Origin of the sequence: Azospirillum sp. HJ39 (assembly GCF_041507355.1) — a bacterium.
GTDB classification, from domain to species: domain Bacteria; phylum Pseudomonadota; class Alphaproteobacteria; order Azospirillales; family Azospirillaceae; genus Azospirillum; species Azospirillum thiophilum.
The window spans coordinates 2,477,075-2,496,692 of the sequence record NZ_CP167911.1 but is presented as its reverse complement, the minus strand read 5'-3'; the positions used below and the strand labels follow the sequence as shown (position 1 = coordinate 2,496,692).

At 68.2% G+C, this 19,618-nt stretch carries 19 protein-coding genes; 11 read left to right on the top strand and 8 right to left on the bottom strand.

Going from position 1 to position 19,618, the window contains the following annotated elements; translation table 11 throughout:
- Positions 1–18: 18 nt before the first annotated feature.
- From ABMY26_RS25210 to purL, 4 genes are all read left to right on the top strand, one after another.
- Complete coding sequence (locus tag ABMY26_RS25210; RefSeq protein ID WP_372397327.1) at positions 19–1,389, top strand: TldD/PmbA family protein; 1,371 nt, start codon at positions 19–21, stop codon at positions 1,387–1,389.
- Positions 1,390–1,578: 189 nt separating this feature from the next.
- Positions 1,579–2,805 carry an ammonium transporter gene (locus ABMY26_RS25205; protein WP_372397326.1) on the top strand — a complete coding sequence of 409 codons (1,227 nt, stop codon included), beginning with the start codon at positions 1,579–1,581 and terminating at the stop codon, positions 2,803–2,805.
- Positions 2,806–2,930: 125 nt separating this feature from the next.
- Positions 2,931–3,620 (top strand): phosphoribosylformylglycinamidine synthase subunit PurQ, encoded by a 690-nt coding sequence (gene purQ / locus ABMY26_RS25200; RefSeq protein WP_045580848.1) that lies wholly within the window; start codon positions 2,931–2,933, stop codon positions 3,618–3,620.
- Positions 3,617–5,842 carry a phosphoribosylformylglycinamidine synthase subunit PurL gene (purL, locus tag ABMY26_RS25195; RefSeq protein ID WP_372397325.1) on the top strand — a complete coding sequence of 742 codons (2,226 nt, stop codon included), beginning with the start codon at positions 3,617–3,619 and terminating at the stop codon, positions 5,840–5,842. Before purQ ends, purL begins: the two co-directional genes overlap by 4 nt.
- 110 nt (positions 5,843–5,952) lie before the next feature.
- Here purL and ABMY26_RS25190 read toward each other — a convergent pair whose 3' ends face one another.
- From ABMY26_RS25190 to ABMY26_RS25180, 3 genes are all read right to left on the bottom strand, one after another.
- Positions 5,953–6,522, bottom strand: a complete 570-nt coding sequence (locus ABMY26_RS25190; RefSeq protein ID WP_372399066.1) for a DedA family protein — start codon at positions 6,520–6,522, stop codon at positions 5,953–5,955.
- Between the two features lie 194 nt (positions 6,523–6,716).
- A complete protein-coding gene (locus ABMY26_RS25185) occupies positions 6,717–7,163 on the bottom strand; it encodes a hypothetical protein (protein WP_372397324.1) in 447 nt (148 codons plus the stop codon).
- A 177-nt stretch (positions 7,164–7,340) separates the two neighbouring features.
- Positions 7,341–7,814 carry a putative toxin-antitoxin system toxin component, PIN family gene (locus tag ABMY26_RS25180; protein WP_372397323.1) on the bottom strand — a complete coding sequence of 158 codons (474 nt, stop codon included), beginning with the start codon at positions 7,812–7,814 and terminating at the stop codon, positions 7,341–7,343.
- Between the two features lie 120 nt (positions 7,815–7,934).
- Between ABMY26_RS25180 and ABMY26_RS25175 the strand changes: the two genes are divergently transcribed.
- A complete protein-coding gene (locus ABMY26_RS25175) occupies positions 7,935–8,294 on the top strand; it encodes a response regulator (RefSeq protein ID WP_045580843.1) in 360 nt (119 codons plus the stop codon).
- Positions 8,295–8,299: 5 nt separating this feature from the next.
- Positions 8,300–8,938, top strand: coding sequence for a chemotaxis protein (locus tag ABMY26_RS25170; protein WP_372397322.1), 639 nt, complete (start codon positions 8,300–8,302; stop codon positions 8,936–8,938).
- 185 nt (positions 8,939–9,123) lie between these two features.
- Here ABMY26_RS25170 and glyS read toward each other — a convergent pair whose 3' ends face one another.
- The 4 genes from glyS to ABMY26_RS25150 all read right to left on the bottom strand — a co-directional run bounded on the left by glyS (position 9,124) and on the right by ABMY26_RS25150 (position 13,108).
- On the bottom strand, positions 9,124–11,211 hold the full coding sequence (gene glyS, locus ABMY26_RS25165) for a glycine--tRNA ligase subunit beta (RefSeq protein WP_372397321.1): 2,088 nt from the start codon (positions 11,209–11,211) through the stop codon (positions 9,124–9,126).
- Positions 11,212–11,216: 5 nt separating this feature from the next.
- Positions 11,217–12,113 (bottom strand): glycine--tRNA ligase subunit alpha, encoded by an 897-nt coding sequence (locus tag ABMY26_RS25160; RefSeq protein ID WP_372397320.1) that lies wholly within the window; start codon positions 12,111–12,113, stop codon positions 11,217–11,219.
- 140 nt (positions 12,114–12,253) lie between these two features.
- Positions 12,254–12,535, bottom strand: a complete 282-nt coding sequence (locus ABMY26_RS25155) for a hypothetical protein (RefSeq protein WP_372399065.1) — start codon at positions 12,533–12,535, stop codon at positions 12,254–12,256.
- Between the two features lie 129 nt (positions 12,536–12,664).
- Entirely contained in the window at positions 12,665–13,108 is a 444-nt protein-coding gene (locus ABMY26_RS25150) for a hypothetical protein (RefSeq protein ID WP_372397319.1), read from the bottom strand.
- 351 nt (positions 13,109–13,459) lie between these two features.
- Between ABMY26_RS25150 and ABMY26_RS25145 the strand changes: the two genes are divergently transcribed.
- On the top strand, positions 13,460–14,065 hold the full coding sequence (locus tag ABMY26_RS25145; protein ID WP_372397318.1) for a GNAT family N-acetyltransferase: 606 nt from the start codon (positions 13,460–13,462) through the stop codon (positions 14,063–14,065).
- A 162-nt stretch (positions 14,066–14,227) separates the two neighbouring features.
- On the top strand, positions 14,228–14,767 hold the full coding sequence (locus ABMY26_RS25140) for a hypothetical protein (protein WP_372397317.1): 540 nt from the start codon (positions 14,228–14,230) through the stop codon (positions 14,765–14,767).
- Positions 14,768–15,189: 422 nt separating this feature from the next.
- Here ABMY26_RS25140 and ABMY26_RS25135 read toward each other — a convergent pair whose 3' ends face one another.
- Entirely contained in the window at positions 15,190–15,585 is a 396-nt protein-coding gene (locus tag ABMY26_RS25135; RefSeq protein WP_372397316.1) for a hypothetical protein, read from the bottom strand.
- A gap of 1,003 nt (positions 15,586–16,588) precedes the next feature.
- Between ABMY26_RS25135 and ABMY26_RS25130 the strand changes: the two genes are divergently transcribed.
- Genes ABMY26_RS25130 through ABMY26_RS25120 form a run of 3 tightly spaced genes read left to right on the top strand, consistent with a single transcriptional unit; the run spans position 16,589 to position 19,613 of the window.
- The gene (locus ABMY26_RS25130; protein WP_372397315.1) at positions 16,589–17,923 is read left to right on the top strand and encodes a YcaO-like family protein; all 1,335 of its coding nucleotides are present in this window, start codon (positions 16,589–16,591) and stop codon (positions 17,921–17,923) included.
- Positions 17,920–19,332 carry a TfuA-like protein gene (locus tag ABMY26_RS25125; protein WP_372397314.1) on the top strand — a complete coding sequence of 471 codons (1,413 nt, stop codon included), beginning with the start codon at positions 17,920–17,922 and terminating at the stop codon, positions 19,330–19,332. Before ABMY26_RS25130 ends, ABMY26_RS25125 begins: the two co-directional genes overlap by 4 nt.
- A complete protein-coding gene (locus tag ABMY26_RS25120; protein ID WP_372397313.1) occupies positions 19,329–19,613 on the top strand; it encodes a MoaD/ThiS family protein in 285 nt (94 codons plus the stop codon). The genes ABMY26_RS25125 and ABMY26_RS25120 overlap by 4 nt, the downstream gene beginning before the upstream one ends.
- Positions 19,614–19,618: the final 5 nt, after the last annotated feature.

The window sequence follows — 19,618 nt, the reverse complement described above, 5'->3', positions numbered from 1 at the left end:
GACCAACCGGAGAGCCTGATGACCGTTTCGCCGAACGACCAGCACAAGACGGATTCGTCCGGGGTCCTGAACCTGCTGGACGACCTGATCGCCAAGGCGCGCGCCGCCGGGGCGGATGCCGCCGACGCCGTGCTGTTCGACAGCGCGTCCGTCTCCCTCGCCCAGCGGCTGGGCAAGACCGAGAAGCTGGAGCGCTCGGAGTCGGGCGATCTCGGCCTTCGGGTGTTCATCGGCAAGCGGCAGGCCATCGTCTCCTCCACCGACCGCAGCGCCAAGGCGCTGGGCGAACTGGTGGAGCGCGCCATTGCCATGGCCCGCGTGGTGCCGGAGGACGGCTTCGCCGGCATCGCCGACCCGGAGCAGCTGGCCCGCAGCTGGCCCGACCTCGACATCTGCGATGCTGAGGAGCCGTCGTCGGAAACGCTGATCGAGCGCGCCCGCATCGCCGAGGAGGCCGCGCTGGCCGTCGAGGGCGTCACCAACTCCGAAGGGGCAGACGCGAGCTGGAGCCGCTCGACCATCGCCATCGCCGCATCCAACGGCTTTGCCGGCAGCTATGGCGTCTCGCGCCAGTCGCTGTCCGCCTCCGTCATCGTCGGGACCGGCACCGGGATGGAGCGCGACTATGATTATGACAGCAAGGTCTATGGTGCCGACCTGCGCGCGCCCGCCGAGATCGGCCGCGAGGCCGGCGAGCGCGCGGTGCGCCGCCTGAACCCGCGCCGGGTCAAGAGCTGCAAGGTTCCGGTGCTGTTCGACCCGCGGGTGTCGCGCGGCCTGCTCGGCCACCTGACCGGCGCCATCAGCGGTCCCAGCATCGCCCGCGGCACCAGCTTCCTCAAGGACCGGATGGGGCAGCAGATCTTCGCCTCCTCCATCACCATCGTCGACGATCCGCATGTGAAGCGCGGCCTGCGCTCCCGCCCCTTCGATGCCGAGGGCGTCGAAGTGTCGCGCCGCACCCTGATCGAGGACGGCGTGCTGACCACCTGGCTGCTCGACCTGCGCTCCGCCCGGCAGCTCGGCCTGCAGACCACCGGCCATGCCGCCCGCGGCACCTCCGGCCCGCCCGGCCCGGCCCCGGCCAACGTCTACATGGCTGCCGGCAAGCGCAGCCGCGCCGACATGCTGGCGGAGATCAAGGACGGCTTCTATGTCACCGATCTGATGGGCATGGGCGTCAACGGCGTCACCGGCGATTACAGCCGCGGCGCCGGCGGTTTCTGGATCGAAAACGGGCAGATCTCCTATCCGGTCAACGAGATCACCATCGCCGGCAACCTCAAGGACATGTTCCTGAACATGGAGGCCGCCGACGACCTGGAGCTGCGCTTCGGGATGGATGCGCCGACCGTGCGCATCGACGGCATGACCATCGCCGGGCTGTAACGCCTCCCTCTTCATCATCTGGCATCGTTCTTGCGCAGACAGCGGGCAACCCAAAGCGGGTTCGCCCGCTTTTTGTGCTGTATTTCCGCCACGCTGCCTAACCGAACGTCAGCTACGCCCTTGCGCATATCTGCCTTATCTGATAGCAGTTCGCCGTTTTTTTAGGCGAAATGCTGAAGGTTTGAGCAAATGGATGCGGCAAAGACGGGTGGCGACGTCCTGTTCGTGCTGATGGGCGCGGTGATGGTGCTGGCGATGCATTGCGGCTTCGCCCTGCTGGAGGTCGGGACGGTCCGACGGAAGAACCAAGTCAACGCATTGGTGAAGATCCTGTCCGACTTCGCCATGTCGACCATCGCCTATTTCCTCGTCGGCTATGCCGTCGCCTACGGAGTCGATTTCTTCGCCGACGCCCACACGCTGGTCGGCAAGGGAAGCGGCGGTTTCGCCGCCTATGGCTACGATCTGGTGAAGTTCTTCTTCCTGGCCACCTTCGCCGCCGCGGTGCCGGCCATCGTCTCGGGCGGCATCGCCGAACGCGCCCGCTTCTGGCCGCAGGCCGGGGCGACGCTGGCGCTGATCGCGCTGTTTTATCCGCTGCTGGAGGGCACGGTGTGGGGCACCCGCTTCGGCCTGCAGGGCTGGATGGCGGCGAGCTTCGGCCAGCCCTTCCACGATTTCGCCGGATCGGTCGTGGTCCATGCCTTCGGTGGCTGGGTGGCGCTGGGTGCTGTGCTGAACCTCGGCAACCGCCGCGGCCGCTACCGTGCCAACGGCTCGCTGATCGCCATCCCGCCGTCGAACATCCCCTTCCTGGCTCTGGGCGCCTGGATCCTGTGCGTGGGCTGGTTCGGTTTCAACGTGATGAGCGCGCAGGCGCTGGACGGCGTGTCCGGTCTGGTCGCGCTGAACTCGCTGATGGCGATGGTTGGCGGCATCGTCACCTCGCTGGTGATCAGCCGCACCGATCCCGGCTTCGTCCACAACGGCGCGCTTGCCGGTCTGGTGGCGGTCTGCGCCGGGTCCGACGTCATGCACCCGCTGGGCGCGCTGGTCACCGGCGGCGTCGCCGGGCTGCTGTTCGTCTGGGCCTTCAACAAGTGCCAGATCGACTGGAAGATCGACGACGTGCTGGGCGTCTGGCCGCTGCACGGGCTGTGCGGCCTGGCCGGCGGCCTGCTGGCCGGCGTCTTCGGGCAGGAGGCGCTGGGCGGGCTGGGCGGCGTGTCGCTGCTGAGCCAGGCCGTCGGCACGCTGGGCGGTGCTGCCTTCGGCCTCGCGTCGGGGCTCGCGGTGTATGGCCTGCTGCGCGTCACCGTCGGCATCCGCCTCGACCCCGAGCAGGAGTACAAGGGCGCCGACCTGTCGTTGCACCACATCACCGCCTACCCGGAAGAGGACGCGCCCACCCTGTAACGCGCTCCCTGTAATGCGCTGCCGACAAGTCCGCCGCCCCTGGCCGACTCTTGCTTTGCCGGGGCGGCGGCTTTAGTGTCCGGCGCGAACTCCTCCCCCTCACGACGCCGGATTTTGACCGCCCCATGAAGGCCGCCATCGTCGTTTTCCCCGGCTCCAACCGCGAACGCGACGCCGTCGCCGCGCTGGAGGCCGTCAGCGGGACCAAGCCGCATCTGGTCTGGCACCGCGACACCGAACTGCCCAAGGTCGACCTGATCGTCGTGCCCGGCGGCTTCTCCTATGGCGACTATCTGCGCTCCGGCGCCATGGCGGCGCATTCGCCGATCATGCGCGAGGTGAAGGCGCGGGCCGACCAGGGCGTCCGGGTTCTCGGCGTCTGCAACGGCTTCCAGATCATCACCGAGGCCGGGCTGCTGCCCGGCGCGCTGATGCGCAACGGCGCCCTGAAGTTCGTCTGCCGCGTCCAGCATCTGCGGGTGGAGAACACCGACAGCCCCTTCACGAAGAAATACGCGAAGGGCCAGATCGTCCGCTTTCCGGTCGCCCATGGCGACGGCAACTACTGGACCGACGCGGAGACGGTGAAGCGGCTGGACGGCGAGGGCCAGGTGGCCTTCCGCTATGTCGGCGACGAGGCGCGGGCCGACCCGCGCGGCAACCCGAACGGCTCGGTGTCCGACATCGCCGGCATCTTCAACGCCAAGCGCACCGTGCTCGGCCTGATGCCGCACCCCGAAGACGCGGTGGAGGCCCTGCACGGCAACACCGACGGCAAGCCGATGTTCGAAGGTCTGGTGGAGGCCCTGTCGTGAGCGCGGATGCTACCCGGGCGCAGGAGCGCCCCGTCACCCTGGAACTGGCCCGCGAGTTCGGCCTGTCCGAGGCCGAATACGAGAACGCGCTCGCCATCCTGGGCCGCACCCCGACCTTCACCGAGATGGGCATCATCTCGGTCATGTGGTCGGAGCATTGCTCCTACAAATCGTCCAAGCTGTGGCTGAAGACGCTGCCGACCACCGGCCCGCAGGTGATCTGCGGCCCCGGCGAGAATGCCGGCGTGGTCGACATCGGAGACGGCGACGCCGTCATCTTCAAGATGGAGAGCCACAACCACCCGTCCTACATCGAGCCCTACCAGGGCGCGGCGACGGGCGTCGGCGGCATCCTGCGCGACGTGTTCACCATGGGCGCGCGTCCCATCGCCAACATGAACGCGCTGCGCTTCGGCTCGCCGGACCATCCCAAGACCCGCCATCTGGTGTCGGGCGTGGTCGCCGGCATCGGCGGCTACGGCAACTGCGTCGGCGTGCCGACCGTGGGCGGCGAGACGAACTTCCACCCGGCCTACAACGGCAACATCCTGGTCAACGCCATGACCGTGGGCGTCGCCAAGACCGACCGGATCTTCTATTCGGCCGCCGCCGGCATCGGCAACCCGGTCGTCTATGTCGGCTCCAAGACCGGCCGCGACGGCATCCATGGCGCCACCATGGCCTCGGCCGAGTTCACCGAGGATTCGGAGGAGAAGCGCCCGACCGTGCAGGTCGGCGACCCCTTCACCGAGAAGCTGCTGATCGAAGCCTGCCTGGAACTGATGGAGACCGACGCCATCGTCGCCATCCAGGACATGGGCGCCGCCGGCCTGACCTCCTCGTCGGTCGAGATGGCCGGCAAGGGCGGGCTGGGCATCGAGCTGACGCTCGACAGCCTGCCGATGCGCGAAGAGGCGATGACGCCTTATGAGATCATGCTCTCCGAAAGTCAGGAGCGCATGCTGATCATCCTGAAGCCCGGCCGCGAGGAGGTGGCGAAGGCCATCTTCGACAAGTGGGAGCTGGACTTCGCCGTCATCGGCCACCTGACCGACACCGGCAACCTCGTCATCAAGATGTATGGCGAAACCTGGTGCGACATGCCGATCGCCCCGGTGTCGAACGCCGCGCCGGAATACGATCGCCCGTGGGAGCCGACGCCGAAGGCGGAGGACGTCGCCGACAGCTTGCTCGACGGCTATTCCGAAGAGCTGGGCGATACCCTGACCAAGCTGTTCGGTTGCCCCGATCTCGCCTCCAAGCGCTGGATCTGGGAGCAGTATGACAGCCTCGTCGGCGGCGACACCCGCTTCATGTCGGGGCAGGCCGACGCCGCGGTCGTCCGCGTGCCGGGCCAGACCAAGGCGGTGGCCATCACCACCGACTGCACCCCGCGCTACTGCCTGGCCGATCCGGTCGAAGGCGGCAAGCAGGCCGTGGCCGAGGCGTGGCGCAACCTGTCGGCGGTGGGCGCGCTGCCGCTCGCCATCACCGACAACATGAACTTCGGCAACCCCGAGAAGCCGCGGATCATGGGCCAGTTCGTCGGCGCCGTCCAAGGCATCGGCGAGGCCTGCAAGGCGCTGGACTTCCCGGTCGTGTCGGGCAACGTCTCGCTCTACAACGAGACGAACGGCGAGGCGATCCTGCCGACCCCGGCCATCGGCGGCGTCGGCATCATGCCGGACGCGATGATCGCGGTAGGCATCGCCTTCAAGAGCGAGGGCGACGTGATCCTGGCGGTGGGCGACACGAAAGGCCATCTCGGCCAGTCGCTGTTCCTGCGCGAGATCCTCGGCCGTGAGGAGGGCGCCCCCCCGCCGGTCGATCTGGCGGTCGAGCGCCGCAACGGCGACTTCGTCCGCGGCCTGATCCGCGAGGGTCTGGTGGTGTCGAGCCATGACGCGGCCGACGGCGGCTTGGTCGTCACCATCGCCGAAATGGCACTGGCCGGCGGCGTCGGCGCCTATCTGACCGGCTTCGACGGCGCATCCCCGCGCGTGCTGTTCGGCGAGGACCAGGGCCGTTACGTCCTGGCCGTCCGTCCGGACGTTGCCGCAACGGTGCAGGAGAAGGCCAAGGCGGCCGGCGTGCCGGTCGCCGTGCTGGGCGAGACCCGTGGCACCGCGCTGTCGGGCCGTGGCGGCGACATCGTGTCGCTGAAGCGCCTGCGCGACGCCAACGAAGGCTGGCTGCCCACCTACATGGCCGCGGAGCTGTAACCGACCCCGCAGCCCGGAACGCAAAAGGCCCTCTCCGGTTGGAGAGGGCCTTTTCGTTTGCCGTGCCGTTTACGCGGTCGGAAGAAGCGGCGTACCGGAAGCGGGGCTGGCTATTCCGCGGCGTTGGTCGCGGCGAGCGCGCGGCGGCGGACCCAGCGGATGCTCTTGATGGCAAGCCACAGGCCGCCGATGGCGAGGCCGGTCAGCAGCAGGATCTTCGGGCCGTTCTCGCCCATGGCCGCCGCGGCTTCGCCGAACATGTAACCGGCGCCGGCGAAGCTCCAGGCCCAGATGCCGGCGGCGATGAAGTTCCAGAACAGGAAGCGCGACCAGGGCATGCGCGAGGTGCCGATGGCGACCGATGCGATGTTCCGCACGCCATAGAGGAAGCGGAAGACCAGGATGAAGGCCACGCCGTATTTCTCAAGCCAGCGCAGCACCCGGCTGGCATGAATCTCGGCCGACGGGAAGCGGGCCAGCGCCTTGGAGCCCCAGCGGCGGCCGAGCCAGAACCACAGCTGATCGCCCATGAAGCTGCCGATCCACACGGTACCGACCAGCCAATAGAGATTGACGATCCCGAGCTTCGCGCCCATCCCGCCGAAGATTACAAATGTTTCACCTTCAAAAAAGGCCCAGACAAAGGCCAGCGGGTAAAAGGCATTCCCCCATTCCTGCAACCAAGAGATCCAGTCCAAAGCCCCCTCCGGGAGACGTCGCTTATGGGTTCGGCGGGCCCGGTGGCGTCTGGCGGCCGCTTTATTGTGCGATGCGGCAGGTACAGCACGGGCTGGGAAGGATCATGACATAAAGCCGCGCGCTTTGTCTCGGAAACTTTATTGGCTAAGGAGTCACCCCGACAGTGGGACCGGGGTCAGAATTCATCGCCGGACAGGTCGCCGACCACCTGTCTTGCGGCGCGCAGCAGGGCGGGACTGGGCTGCTGCGGCATATCGTCGTATTCACCATCCGGGTCGCTGCGGTCGGGCATGGCCCGGTGCTTCAGTTCCCGCGCGGCCTCGATCAGCAGATGGGCGAGGCGCTGGTCCGGCAAGGCCTGCACCAGCGCCCGCATCTCCGCATTCGACAATGCCGCCGGATCGAAGGCGGGCGGGGGAGGGGGCGGCGCCGGCGGCGCGAGCGGCAGGGTGGCGGCAGCCACCGAAGCCAGGGGCTTCGGCAAGGGGGCAGCCCCACGCACCATGTCGACCGCGACCTGTGCCGCCATGACGGCCGCAGTGCCTGCGGCGCGCGGACGGCGCGGCTTGCGCGTCGGCTCCGTTTCCGGCAGGTCGTCGAACAGAAGCCGTTGGACGCTCATCGCTGCAGATGCCCCCTGCGCATCACCAAAGCCAATGCCATAGCCGGCGTTGCGGCGTGTTGCTGTTCACTCGCAGTTTGCGATGTGTTCCCTTTTCATTCTAGGAACGGCGGCCGGATTGTCTAGGGGATTCTGACTGATATCGCCTTGCAGAGTATCGGCCTGGCGGGCGTCGGGTCAGCCCACGGCGTCCAGAAAGCGTTCGGGCCGCAGCACGCGGGTTTCGCCTGCCTTGCGCACCGACAGGAGCTGGCGGTCGACCGTCACCAGCCACGGTACGGCTCCGCCGATGGCGGCAGCCAGGAACATGTCGTCCTCTGGATCGCGGCACAGGCGCCCGACCGTGGCCGGGGTGACCAGACGCGTCTCCGCCGCGACGGTGTCCAGGAAGCGGCGGCGGTCGGCGGTGGCGGCGTAGCGGTCGAAGGTGGGGCGCATCAGCACTTCGGACAGCTCGGCCAGCGTCTCGGCGCTGCCGACCAGCCCGCGGTCGCCGCGCACCCGCTCGACGCACTGGCGGATCGCGCCGTAGCGTCCGCCCTGACTGCGTCCCGCGCCGGTGTCCAGCAGGGCGTAGGCGACCAGGATGTTGGTATCGAGCACGGCGCGGACCGGAACCGGTGGAGACGTGTCGTGGGTGAACATCACCATGCCGGAGGGCTGCATCGATCGAAGATGCCGGACATGTTGCGGGCCTCTGTTGTGACGTGGGGCGCTTTGCGGTAAGAAACCCGCAGGTATAAACCTGATCTTTAAGACGGAAGTAACCGTATGACCAGCATCCTCGTCGTGGACGACAGCAGACTGGCGCGCAACATGGTCTCCAGCGTCATCGCCTCTCTGCGGCCGGACTGGACCATCGTCACCGCGGCGAGCGGCGAGGAGGCTCTGGAAATCGTCGGCGAGGCGCCACCGGTCGCCGCCATCGTCGACTACAACATGCCGGGCATGGACGGGCTGGTTCTCGCCGAACGGCTGAAGGAGCGGTTCACCGGCCTGCCCATCGGGCTGTTGACTGCCAATGTCCAGGATGCGCTGCGGCGCAAGGCGGAGGCTTTGGGCATCCGCTTCATCGCCAAGCCGATCACGTCGGACAAGATACGCGACTTCCTCGCCGCGGCCGGGCAGTGATGGCGATGGACGAGTCGCCATCGGTTCCGGCTTCCGGGGATCCGCTGCGTTTCGACGCCGACGAGGCCGATGCCATCGCCGAGCTGTTCAACATCGGCATGGGCGAGCCGGCGGCCGCCCTCAGCTCCATGCTGGGGGAGGAGGTGCATCTGTCGGTGCCGTCCTTCGCCGTGTCGACCCGCGCCCGCATCACCCGGGAGGTCGGCGGCGACCTGGAGGACGGTTCGCCCGTCTGCGCCGTGCGTGGCGCCTTCACCGGCCCCTTCACCGGCGAAGCGATGCTGATCTTTCCCGAACGCGGCACGCTGGCCCTGGTCGGCCGGCTGATACCGGTCGATCCCGATGCCGAGGCCCCGGGCGAGATGGAGCAGGATGCGCTGACCGAGATCGGCAACATCATCCTGAACGGCTGCCTCGCCAGCCTATCGAACCTGATCGGTGGCGAGTTGTCGGGCGCGGTTCCCGGCTATGGCTCCGGTGCGCCGGAGGCGGTCATCGGCTCGGCCACCGACCCGGTGCTGTTCGTGCGCATCGACATGGCGCTGGCCGCCGGCGACGCCCGCGGACATACGCTGTTCCTGCTCGACATCGCCTCGATGGACGCCTTCCGCATGGCGATCCGGCGGGCCTTGGCGGGGCTGTGAGGGGGTTGGGATCGGGGGGCTGCGCTGTGCCCCCTCCCTAACCCTCCCCCGCGTTGCGGGAGAGGGGACTGCCGCCGCTTCGGCATTTCAGTAACGCGGACAAACGTCCCGCCCCCTCCACCGCCTAAGGCGGGGGAGGGATGGGGAGGGGGCAGTCGGCTTGAGGGGGCAGATGCCCCCCAAACTCACCCCTCGATCTTCGAGAACTCGGCGACCGCGTTCAGCGTCCTGCGGATCTGCGTCAGCAGACGCAGGCGGTTGGCGCGCAGCTCCTTGTCCTCGGCGTTCACCGTCACCTTGTCGAAGAAGGCGTCCACCGGGCCGCGCAGCTTCGCCAGCGCCGCCATGGTGCCCGCGAAATCCTCCGCGGCCAACAGCGGTTCGGCGGTGGCGGACGCCTCGTTCAGCGCGGCGAACAGCGCCTTTTCCTCGTCCTGGACCAGACGGTCGGCATCGACCGGCTGGTCGAAGGCGCCGCCGTCCTTCTTCTCCTCGATGCGGACGATGTTGGAGGCGCGCTTGTAGGCGGCCAGCAGATTGGCGCCCTCGTCGGAGCCGACGAACGCCTGCAACGCCTTCACCCGCGCCAGCAGCCGCACCAGATCGTCCTCGCCGCCGAGCGCGAACACCGCATCCACCAGATCGTGGCGCACGCCCTGCTCACGCAGCACCACCTTGAGGCGGTCGGCGAAGAAGGACATCAGGTCGCCGCCGACACTGCCGGCGGGGGCGAAGCCGCTCACCTTGTAGGCGCCGTGCGCGGCGGCGAACACCTCCGCCAGCTTCACCCGCAGCCCGTTCTCCAGCACCAGCCGGATCACGCCCAGCGCGGCACGGCGGAGCGCGTAGGGATCCTTCGATCCCGTGGGCTTCTCGTCGATGGCGAAGAAGCCGACCAGCGTATCGATCTTGTCGGCCAGCGCCACCGCCACCGACACCGGTGCGGTCGGGCAGGTATCCGACGGTCCCAGCGGCTTGTAATGGTCGGCGATGGCGTTGGCGACATCGGTGCTCTCGCCCTGGCCCAGCGCGTAGTAGCGACCCATGATCCCCTGCACCTCGGGGAACTCGCCGACCACCTCGGTCACCAGATCGGCCTTGCAGAGCAGGGCGGCGCGGCTGGCGGCGTCGCTGTCGGCGCCGATGGCGCGGGCGATCCCGGCGGCCAGCAGCTGGACGCGGGTGACCTTCTCGGCCACCGTGCCCAGCTTGGCATGGAAGGTGATCTTCTCCAGCGCCGGGACGCGGGCTTCCAGCTTGGTCTTGCGGTCCTGGTCCCAGAAGAATTTGGCGTCGGACAGGCGGGCGCGCAGCACGCGCTCGTTGCCGGCGACCACGGCCTTGCCGCCGTCCACCGTCTCGGTGTTGGCCACCACGATGAAGCGCGGAGCCATCCTGCCCGCCGCATCCAGCACGGCGAAATATTTCTGATGCGTGCGCATGGAGGTGATGAGCACCTCCGGCGGCACGTCCATGAAGCTCTCGTCGATGCCGCCCATCAGAACGACCGGCCATTCGACGAGGCCGGCGACCTCCTCCAGCAGCGCGTCGTCGGGCGACAGGGTCAGGCCCTGCGCGGCGGCCAACGCCTCGGCGTCGGTCTTGATCCTGGCCTTGCGCTCCTCGCGGTCGAGCACGACCTTGGCGGCGCGCAGCTTTTCCTTGTAGTCGGCGAAGCTCTCCACCGTGACGGCGTCGGGCGCCAGGAAGCGATGGCCGCGGGTGACGTTGCCGAAGGCGATGCGGCCATGGGTGCCGCCGATCTCATAGCCGCCGTCGAGCACGCGCCCGCCGAACAGGGCGATGATCGAGTGCAGCGGACGGACCCAGCGCACGGTGCCGGTGCCCCAGCGCATCGATTTCGGCCAGGGCAGTTCGGCCATGGCGGCGGGGATGATCTCCACCAGCACGTCGGCGGTCTCGCGGCCCTTCTTCTCGGTCACCGCGAAATAGAACACGCCCTTACCGGTGTCGCGCTGCTCGCACTGGTCGAGGCTGTCGAGACCGGCCGACTTCAGGAAGCCGGCGACCGCCTGCTCCGGCGAGCCGAGGCGCGGCCCCTTCTTCTCCTCGCGCACGTCGGCGGTGCGTTCGGCCAGCCCGTCGACCACCAGGGCCAGACGGCGCGGGGTGGAGTGCGCTTCGGCCCTGGTGAAGGCCAGGCCGTTGGCTGCCAGCTTGTCGGTGACGAGGCGCTTCAGGTCGTCGGCAGCCCGCGCCTGCATGCGGGCGGGGATCTCTTCGGAGAAGAATTCGATCAGAAGTTCGGTCATGGGATTCACTTCGCCCCCGTCCAGGCTTCGCAGCAGGCCTTGGCCAGCGCGCGCACGCGGCCGATATAGGCGGCGCGCTCGACGACGCTGATCACGCCGCGGGCGTCCAGCAGGTTGAACAGATGCGACGCCTTGATGCACTGGTCATAGGCGGGCAGCGCAAGGTTCTGCGCCACCAGCGCCTGACACTCGGCCTCGGCATCCTTGAAATGCTGGAGCAGCATGTCGGTGTTGGCGAACTCGAAATTGTGCTTCGAGTATTCGATCTCGGCGCGCTTGAAGACGTCGCCGTACTTCACGCCCTGGCCGTTGAAGTCCAGGTCGTAGACATTCTCCACGCCCTGCACATACATGGCCAGCCGCTCCAGCCCATAGGTCAGCTCGACCGCGACCGGATCGCACTCGATGCCGCCGACCTGCTGGAAATAGGTGTATTGCGTCACCTCCATGCCGTCGCACCATACCTCCCAGCCGAGGCCCCAGGCGCCCAGCGTCGGGCTTTCCCAATCGTCCTCGACGAAGCGGATGTCGTGCAGCGCCGGATCGATGCCGATGGCACGCAGGCTGTCCAGATACAGTTCCTGCGGGTTGGCCGGCGACGGCTTCATGATCACCTGATATTGGTAATAATGCTGAAGCCGGTTCGGGTTCTCGCCATAACGGCCGTCCTTGGGCCGGCGCGACGGCTGGACATAGGCGGCCTTCCAGGGATCGGGACCGAGCGCGCGCAGCGTGGTCGCCGGATGGAAGGTGCCGGCGCCGACCTCCATGTCGTAGGGCTGCAGGATGACGCAACCCTGCTCCGACCAGAACTGGTGGAGCTTGAGGATCAGGGCCTGGAACGACAGGCCGCGGCGGTCGGCGGAGTTTCCGCCGTCGGAAGTCCCGATCTGGGAGGCCATGGACGGTCCACAATGAGAAGTGTTGAAACGCGCCGCACGATAGGCGGGCGCAACCGTCAAATCAAGCCGCAGCGCGGCAACGGCGCGGCAACGGCGCGGTCAGGGCCGTCGGGCCGGGAAAAGGGGAGCCGGCCGGGACGTCAGCGGCCGTAGGGGCAGGAAGGCCGGCCGCAGGACACGGCGGAGCGGGGTGCGACATAGGCGCCGCATTCCGGGCATTTCTCCATGTCCTCCGCCTCCATGGCGGCGGGGTGGGGCCTTGCGTCGCGCGCGGCCGGTCCGGCGGCGGCATCGCGGCGCCCATCCTGCCGGCGGGGGGCGGAGCGGGCGCGGCCGACCGCCTGGATGCGGTTGACCCAGCGCCAACCGAACCACACGACGCCGATCACCAGCGCCAGAAGGAGAATCTTGGACAAGGACATCATCGCCGGCAACCCGTCTGGTCTTTGGGCATTCAGCCCGCGGCCGACGGGAAGTCAAGGGAATAGGGAAGAGAAGGACGGGGCCGCCGCGCCGTCGGGCCGGCGGCCCCGTCCGTCATTCGGCATCGCTCACTTGGCGGCGACGGCCGGGCGCCAGCTGTAGACCGGGGTGACGCCGTAGGTCCGGGTCATGTCGGCCTGGCGCAGGCTGCGTACCAGCACCTCCGCCCCGGTGGCGACGCGGACGTCGGTGCCGAGCAGGCCGCAATCCTCCGGCGCTATGTTCATGCATTGGGTGGCGTCGACCCGCGTCAGCACGATGTCGAAGGGCAGGCCGTTGCGGGCATAGACGCCGAGGATCCCGGGGGCCGAGGTCGCCGTGCGCAGTGTCACCACGCCGGCAGGCAGGGCGCGGTCGCTGGCCGCAGTCGGCCGCTGGTTATGGCTTTCGTCCCAAACCGGCTGACCCGAGGAATCCAGCTTGGACTGGGCCGCGGCCCCGCCGCTCCAACCCGCCATCGCCGCACCGCTCACAGCCGCCAGGGCCAGGATCGCCATCCGAAACCGCAACATCGTCGTGCTCCGTTCTTGTCTCTGTTCTTTCTGCCCGCCCGTCCGCAAGTTGCGGCAGGGCATCACCCATCATATGGGGATGCGGGAACGTGGTTGCCCTAGCCCAGAATGCCTAGGCAGGTTTTCCGGATCGGGCCAGGGGGCCGGACGCGTGAATCCGGATTTGGAGCAATCGGTTGTTGCGGATGGGGCAACGGCAGTGCCGACAGTTCGCGCTGGACGCGGGTCCGATGCTTGTGAATGATATTTCTTGCGACCGTTGACGAAGATGGTTCCGCCTGGTTCCTTCGGTTGTGAAGCGATTGTCCGGACGCGTCATTCGGGCCGTATGTTGGGAGGGTGTTCGCGCTGATGGTTGCGCTTCTTGGCGATGGTTGGGGCAGGGCGATGATGGCCTCCACGGAGGAACCTGTTTTGGAGACGGCTCGGTTAATTCTGCGGCCCACCCGGGCGGAGGACTTCGACGCCTGGGCGGCGATGATGGCAGATCCGGAAGCCACCGAATTCATCGGAGGCCTGCAATCGCGCCCGATCGCCTGGCGTGGGTTCCTGTCCATGGCCGGCGCCTGGTCGATCCAGGGCTTCGCCATGTTCTCGGTCATCGAGAGGGAAACCGGACGCTGGGTCGGCCGCGTCGGTCCCTGGGTGCCGGAAGGCTGGCCCGGGCCGGAAGTCGGCTGGGCGGTCATGCGCGACTGCTGGGGCCGAGGCTATGCGGTGGAAAGCGCGACAGCCGCCATCGACTGGGTGTTCGATCGTCTCGGCTGGGCCGAGGTCATCCACACCATCCACCCCCGCAACATCGCCTCGCAGGCTGTTGCGCGCAAGCTGGGGGCGGAAATGCGTGGCACCACTCTGCTGCCGGAACCGGTTAATCCGCCGGAAGCGGATGTCTGGCATCAGACGCGCGATGAGTGGCGTGCACGGCGTCTCAAAGCGGCTGGCGGCAAGGCCTGACGCCTTTTCGGCCGCATTGATTGGGAGTCTATGTACGGGGAATGGTATTTCGATGAGAAAAATCCCTCATAAAGGGCGTTTGCGATTGAGTTGGGTGGGTGTTGCCGGATAACCTTCTCCTGTCGGCCGGAACGGTTCGGCCCTTCAGACACGGGAGTGGTCATGTCACTGACGACTGCATTCGACTTGATCAAGCGTCTCGCCACCGACGGCGAATTCCGCAAACGTTTGAACAGCGAGGGTTCCCAAGGTAAGCGTGCCCTTCTGGCAACCGAAGGATTTGCGGATCTCGCAGCCGACGACGTCCGTAAGGCCGTGCCGCCGGCCATGCAGTACCCGCTTGCCGCGGTTCGGGTCGACGAAGGCGCGACCTGCATTTCGGCCATGACTGTGGCCGGGATCAGCGGCCCGGCCGACACCGCAGGGATCAGTGGCCCCGCCGACACCGCAGGGATCAGTGGCCCAGCTGCTACCGCGGCCATCAGCGGCCCGGCCGACACCGCAGGGATCAGCGGCCCCGCCGACACCGCAGGGATCAGTGGCCCCGCCGCTACCGCGGCCATCAGCGTGCCGGCCGTCGCGTCGGCTGGTTTCAGCGCCCCGGCCTTTGCCGCCCCGGCCTTTGCCGCTCCTGCTTTCAGTGCTCCTGCTTTCGGTGCCGTTTTGGGCGCCAAGGCGTCGGTTGACGCAGTCCCTGCCTGAAGTCGATAACGTTCGCCTGTCAACGGCGGTGCATGGCTCCATGCGGGCAACGGCAACCGGGCCATGCACCGGATTTTCCATAATCTTGTTGCCGTGACGTAGTATTAAATTTCGATGGCAATCGTACTTTCTTGTGCGTTTTCACTAGAAATTTTACGGATTGCGTATGCTATTGGTTTAGCCGTTGCATCCCATTCGCAGCAATCCTAATGGCAGACCGATTGCAGGAGGGGCCCTTAAATGGCCAACGAACAGGCACTCGCCCTCATTAAGCGCCTTGCTACCGACGGCGAATTCCGTAATCAATTGAACGCACTCGATATTCCGGGCAAGCAGTCTCTGCTGGCTCAGGGTGGGTTCGGCGGTGTCAGCGCCGAGCATGTTCGCGCCGCTGCCGCGGACGCCTTCAAGCACCTGACCAGTCAGGAAGGCGGGCTCGACAGCGGCCTCGCTGTCGAGTCGATCGCCACCGCCGCTTCGGCCTCCGCGACCTCGGCCTCTGCGACCTCCGCTTCGGCACAGTCCGCGTCTGCCACCTCCGCTTCCGCAACGTCTGCGTCTGCCACCTCCGCTTCCGCCCAGTCGGCATCGGCCTTCTCGGCGTCCGCATCTGCTTCTGCGTTCCCGGCACCGGGCTTCTCGGCTTCCGCCCAGTCGGCAGCGGCGCAGTCGGCGTCTGCCACTTCGGCCGCGGCGCAGTCGGCTTCGGCGGTCCCGGCGCCGGCCTTCTCGGCGGTTGCCGCTCCGGCTTCTGCTTTCTCCGCATCGGCGCAATCCGCTTCGGCGACCTCGGCCTCTGCCACTTCGGCCTCTGCCACTTCGGCCGCGGCTCAGTCTGCTTCGGCGGTCCCGGCGCCGGCCTTCTCGGCGGTTGCCGCTCCGGCCTCGGCCTTCTCTGCTGCGGCTCAGTCTGCTTCGGCGGTCCCGGCGCCCGCCTTCTCGGCGGTTGCCGCTCCGGCTTCTGCTTTCTCCGCATCGGCGCAATCCGCTTCGGCGACCTCGGCCTCTGCCACTTCGGCCGCGGCTCAGTCTGCTTCGGCGGTCCCGGCGCCCGCCTTCTCGGCGGTTGCCGCTCCGGCTTCTGCTTTCTCTGCTGCGGCTCAGTCTGCTTCGGCGGTCCCGGCGCCGGCCTTCTCGGCGGTTGCCGCTCCGGCCTCGGCCTTCTCTGCTGCGGCTCAGTCTGCTTCGGCGGTCCCGGCGCCGGCCTTCTCGGCGGTTGCCGCTCCGGCCTCGGCCTTCTCGGCTGCGGCGCAGTCGGCTTCCGCGGTCCCTGCGCCGGCTTTCTCGGCGGTTGCCGCTCCGGCCTCGGCCTTCTCTGCTGCGGCTCAGTCTGCTTCGGCGGTCCCGGCGCCGGCCTTCTCGGCAGTTGCCGCCCCGGCCTCGGCCTTCTCTGCTGCGGCTCAGTCTGCTTCGGCGGTCCCGGCGCCGGCCTTCTCGGCAGTTGCCGCTCCGGCCTCGGCCTTCTCTGCTGCGGCGCAGTCTGCTTCGGCGGTCCCGGCGCCCGCCTTCTCGGCGGTTGCCGCTCCGGCCTCGGCCTTCTCTGCTGCGGCTCAGTCTGCTTCGGGGATGTCCGCGTCGGCCACCTCCGCCTCCGCGACGTCCGCCGCTGCCCAGTCGGCGTCGGCGACTCCTGCCGCCCCCGCGGCTTCGGCATCCGCATCGCCTGCACCGGCAGCGCCGAGTGACGACCCCACGGCCGAGGCGTGATCGGGCAGGGGCCGGTCTTTTCTCCTTCGCGAGAGAGCCGGCCCCGTCCCCTGCCTTGCGGCATAGCGACCACCCCACCCGAACCGGCCGGAGCAGCGAGTCCTGACCCATCCCATGGCTGACAGCGCATCTCCCGACACCGTCTATCCGGAGTTTCCCGGCATCCGCCTGGGCGACACCGTCCACCGCGCCGCCAAGCGCTTCTTCATCGGCACGCACCGCACGGCAACGCCGGAAGAAACCCTGGCCCGCATCTCGCCCCATTTCGCCAGTTGCGGCATCACGCGGCTGGCCGACGTGACCGGGCTCGACCGTCTGGGCATCCATACGGTCATTGGGCACCGCCCCAACAGCCCTACCCTGTCCGGCAGCGCCGGCAAAGGCTTCAGCCTGGCCGCGGCCACCGTCTCCGCCGCGATGGAGGCGATCGAGTTCCATCACGCCGAGCATCTGCGGCTGCCCCATATCGAGGCGGCCTGGAATGACCTGCCTGCCGATGGGCGAATCCCGGTGGACCGGCTGGCCGGAACCAAGCATGGCTCCTTCCGCCCCGATCGTCCGGAAATCTGGACCTGGGGCTGGGATCTGATGGGCGGCCGTCCGGTCGCCGCCCCCTGGACCGCGGTCGGGCTGCACAGCATGCCGCCGGGCACCAAGCCGGGCGCGCGCAGCTTCTACGCCATGGGCACCAACGGGCTGGCCAGCGGCAACCACATCCTGGAAGCCGTCGCCTCCGGCCTCTACGAGGTGATCGAGCGCGATTCCGTCGCCTGCTGGCGCTATGCCGGTGACAAGCTGCGCTGGCCGACGCCGCGGGTCGACCTGGACAGTGTCGACGCGCCCACCGTGCGCGACCTGCTGCACCGGTTCGAGTTGGCCGGCATCCGTCCGCTGCTGTTCGACGTGACCACCGACCTGGGCGTGCCCAGCTACATGGCGATCGTCTATGACCGCGAGATACGCAAGACCGGCATGAACCGCGGTTACGGCAGCCATCTGGAACCGGCCGTCGCCATGTGCCGCGCCTTGACCGAAGCGGTGCAGTCGCGTCTGGTGCTGATCGCCGGATCGCGCGACGATTTCTTCCGCCGCGACCTGATCCGCAACCAGAACGCCGACGGCAACGCGGAGATCGCGGCGCTGGAAGCGACGCCGATCACCGTCGATGGCCGCCGCCACGTCAACCACGCCACCCCGAGCTTCGAGGGCGACATCACGATCCTGCTGACCGTGCTGCGCCGTGCCGGGATCGAGCAGGCGCTGGTCTTCGACCTGACCCTTCCGGAAATCGGCATTCCGGTGGTGCGGCTGCTTGTGCCGGGGCTGGAAGGGTACCAGTTCGACTTCTACACTCCGGGGGCCCGGCCGCTGGCCTTTACCGAGGCGCTGCAGGCGCATGCCTCTCACGCGCCGCAGGCGCATCCGGGCCAGATGGGGTCGGTCGCATGAAGATCTGTGTGTTCCTGGGTCCGACCATGCCGGTGGAGGATGCCCGCGCCATCCTGCCCGGCGCGGTCTATCTGGCGCCGGCGGCGCAGGCCGACATCATCAGCGCCATGACCATCCATCGGCCCGACGTGATCGCCCTTATCGACGGGGTGTTCGGCCAGTCGCTGTCGGTGTGGCACAAGGAAATCCTCTTTGCCCTGCACAAGGGGGTGGCGGTCTACGGCGCCTCCAGCATGGGGGCGCTGCGGGCGGCCGAATGCCATCCCTTCGGCATGGTGCCGGTGGGCGAAGTGGCGCGCGGCTATGTCGATGGTCGGCTGACCGGCGACGACGAGGTGGCGCTGGCCCATGCCGGCCCGGAGGACGGCTACTTCCCGCTGTCCGAGCCACTGGTGAATCTGCGCGCCAGCATGGCTGCCGCGCTGGCCGCCAGGGTGGTGGACATGGCGCTGCACGACCGCGTGCTCGCTGCGGCCAAGGCACTCTACTTCACCGAACGCACCCGCGACCGCGTTTTCGCCGAGGCCGGGCTGGCGGCGGAGGAGACGGAGCGGCTGGAGCGGTTCCTGGAATCCGGCTCGGTCGACCAGAAGCGCCTCGATGCGGAGGCTCTGCTGGGCCATCTCGCCAGCCTCATCACGCCGCCGCGGCTGGCCCCCTTCGACTTCAATGCGTCCCATTACTTCGATGTGCTGTACGAGCGCGACCGCCGGGTCTGTCATGGCGGAAACACCGTGCCGCTGTCCGAGATCGCCACCCACGCCGCCCTGCACCGGCCGGACTTCGCGGAGATCAACAACGCCGCGCTCGGCCGGCTGCTGATCCGCCAGTTCGCGGAGGTGATGGGGGTCACGGTGGACGAGGCGGCGGTGCGGACCGAGACGCAACGCTTCTGTGCGATGCGCGGGCTCGGCGGGGCCGGGGCACTGGCAGACTGGTGCCGCCGCAACGACCTGACCGATGCCGAGTTTTCCGAGTTGATGACCGAACTGGCCATCGAACGGGCGATGCGGCTGTGGCTGATCCCCCGCCGTTTCCTGGCGCGCACGACCAAGCCGGTCCTGAACGAGTTGAGGCTGCGCGGCCTCTACGAGTCGACCGCCGAAGAGGCGGCGCTGATCGAACGCGTGATGGAGCTGCATTTCGGCGATGCCAGCCGTCAGCCGACGAACTCGGTGGAGGAGCTGATCGCCGACCATCTCGGCAGCACCGCCTGCCGGATGGATGCGGCAGCCGACGTATGGGCGTATGAATATGGCTTCAAGGATCTGCTCGACCTGCGCATCGACCTGATGCGGGCCAAGCAGGTGCGCGACCTGTTCCGCCAGCTGGCGGCGGAGGCCGAAGCGGCGCTGGCCTCCGAGCCGGCCGCGGCGGACCCCGTGCCGGAAGAGGAGATGCAGACGTGACCAACGCAGAAGTGACCATCCGCGTGCCGACCCCGCTGCGCGGCTTCGTGGGCGGGAGCGATCAGGTGACGGTTCCCGGTGCCACGGTGCGCGAGGCGCTGTCGGCGCTGACCGCCGGGCAGGAGGCGTTCCGCGACCGCCTCTTCACCGCGGAAGGCGACCTGCGCCGATTCGTGAACGTCTATCTCGGCCGCGACGACGTGCGGCGGCTGGGCGGACTGGAGGCGGCGCTGCCGGCCGGCGCCACCCTGACCCTGATGGTCGCCCTGGCGGGCGGTTGAGGAGT

Bases quoted from the DNA above. Each gene is read 5' to 3' on its own strand.
- ABMY26_RS25210 (WP_372397327.1), top strand. From the start codon at position 19: ATGACCGTTTCGCCGAACGACCAGCACAAGACGGATTCGTCCGGGGTC.
- ABMY26_RS25205 (WP_372397326.1), top strand. From the start codon at position 1,579: ATGGATGCGGCAAAGACGGGTGGCGACGTCCTGTTCGTGCTGATGGGC.
- purQ (WP_045580848.1), top strand. From the start codon at position 2,931: ATGAAGGCCGCCATCGTCGTTTTCCCCGGCTCCAACCGCGAACGCGAC.
- ABMY26_RS25185 (WP_372397324.1), bottom strand. From the start codon at position 7,163: ATGAGCGTCCAACGGCTTCTGTTCGACGACCTGCCGGAAACGGAGCCG.
- ABMY26_RS25180 (WP_372397323.1), bottom strand. From the start codon at position 7,814: ATGGTGATGTTCACCCACGACACGTCTCCACCGGTTCCGGTCCGCGCC.
- ABMY26_RS25175 (WP_045580843.1), top strand. From the start codon at position 7,935: ATGACCAGCATCCTCGTCGTGGACGACAGCAGACTGGCGCGCAACATG.
- ABMY26_RS25170 (WP_372397322.1), top strand. From the start codon at position 8,300: ATGGACGAGTCGCCATCGGTTCCGGCTTCCGGGGATCCGCTGCGTTTC.
- glyS (WP_372397321.1), bottom strand. From the start codon at position 11,211: ATGACCGAACTTCTGATCGAATTCTTCTCCGAAGAGATCCCCGCCCGC.
- ABMY26_RS25160 (WP_372397320.1), bottom strand. From the start codon at position 12,113: ATGGCCTCCCAGATCGGGACTTCCGACGGCGGAAACTCCGCCGACCGC.
- ABMY26_RS25155 (WP_372399065.1), bottom strand. From the start codon at position 12,535: ATGTCCTTGTCCAAGATTCTCCTTCTGGCGCTGGTGATCGGCGTCGTG.
- ABMY26_RS25150 (WP_372397319.1), bottom strand. From the start codon at position 13,108: ATGTTGCGGTTTCGGATGGCGATCCTGGCCCTGGCGGCTGTGAGCGGT.
- ABMY26_RS25145 (WP_372397318.1), top strand. From the start codon at position 13,460: ATGGTTGCGCTTCTTGGCGATGGTTGGGGCAGGGCGATGATGGCCTCC.
- ABMY26_RS25140 (WP_372397317.1), top strand. From the start codon at position 14,228: ATGTCACTGACGACTGCATTCGACTTGATCAAGCGTCTCGCCACCGAC.
- ABMY26_RS25130 (WP_372397315.1), top strand. From the start codon at position 16,589: ATGGCTGACAGCGCATCTCCCGACACCGTCTATCCGGAGTTTCCCGGC.
- ABMY26_RS25125 (WP_372397314.1), top strand. From the start codon at position 17,920: ATGAAGATCTGTGTGTTCCTGGGTCCGACCATGCCGGTGGAGGATGCC.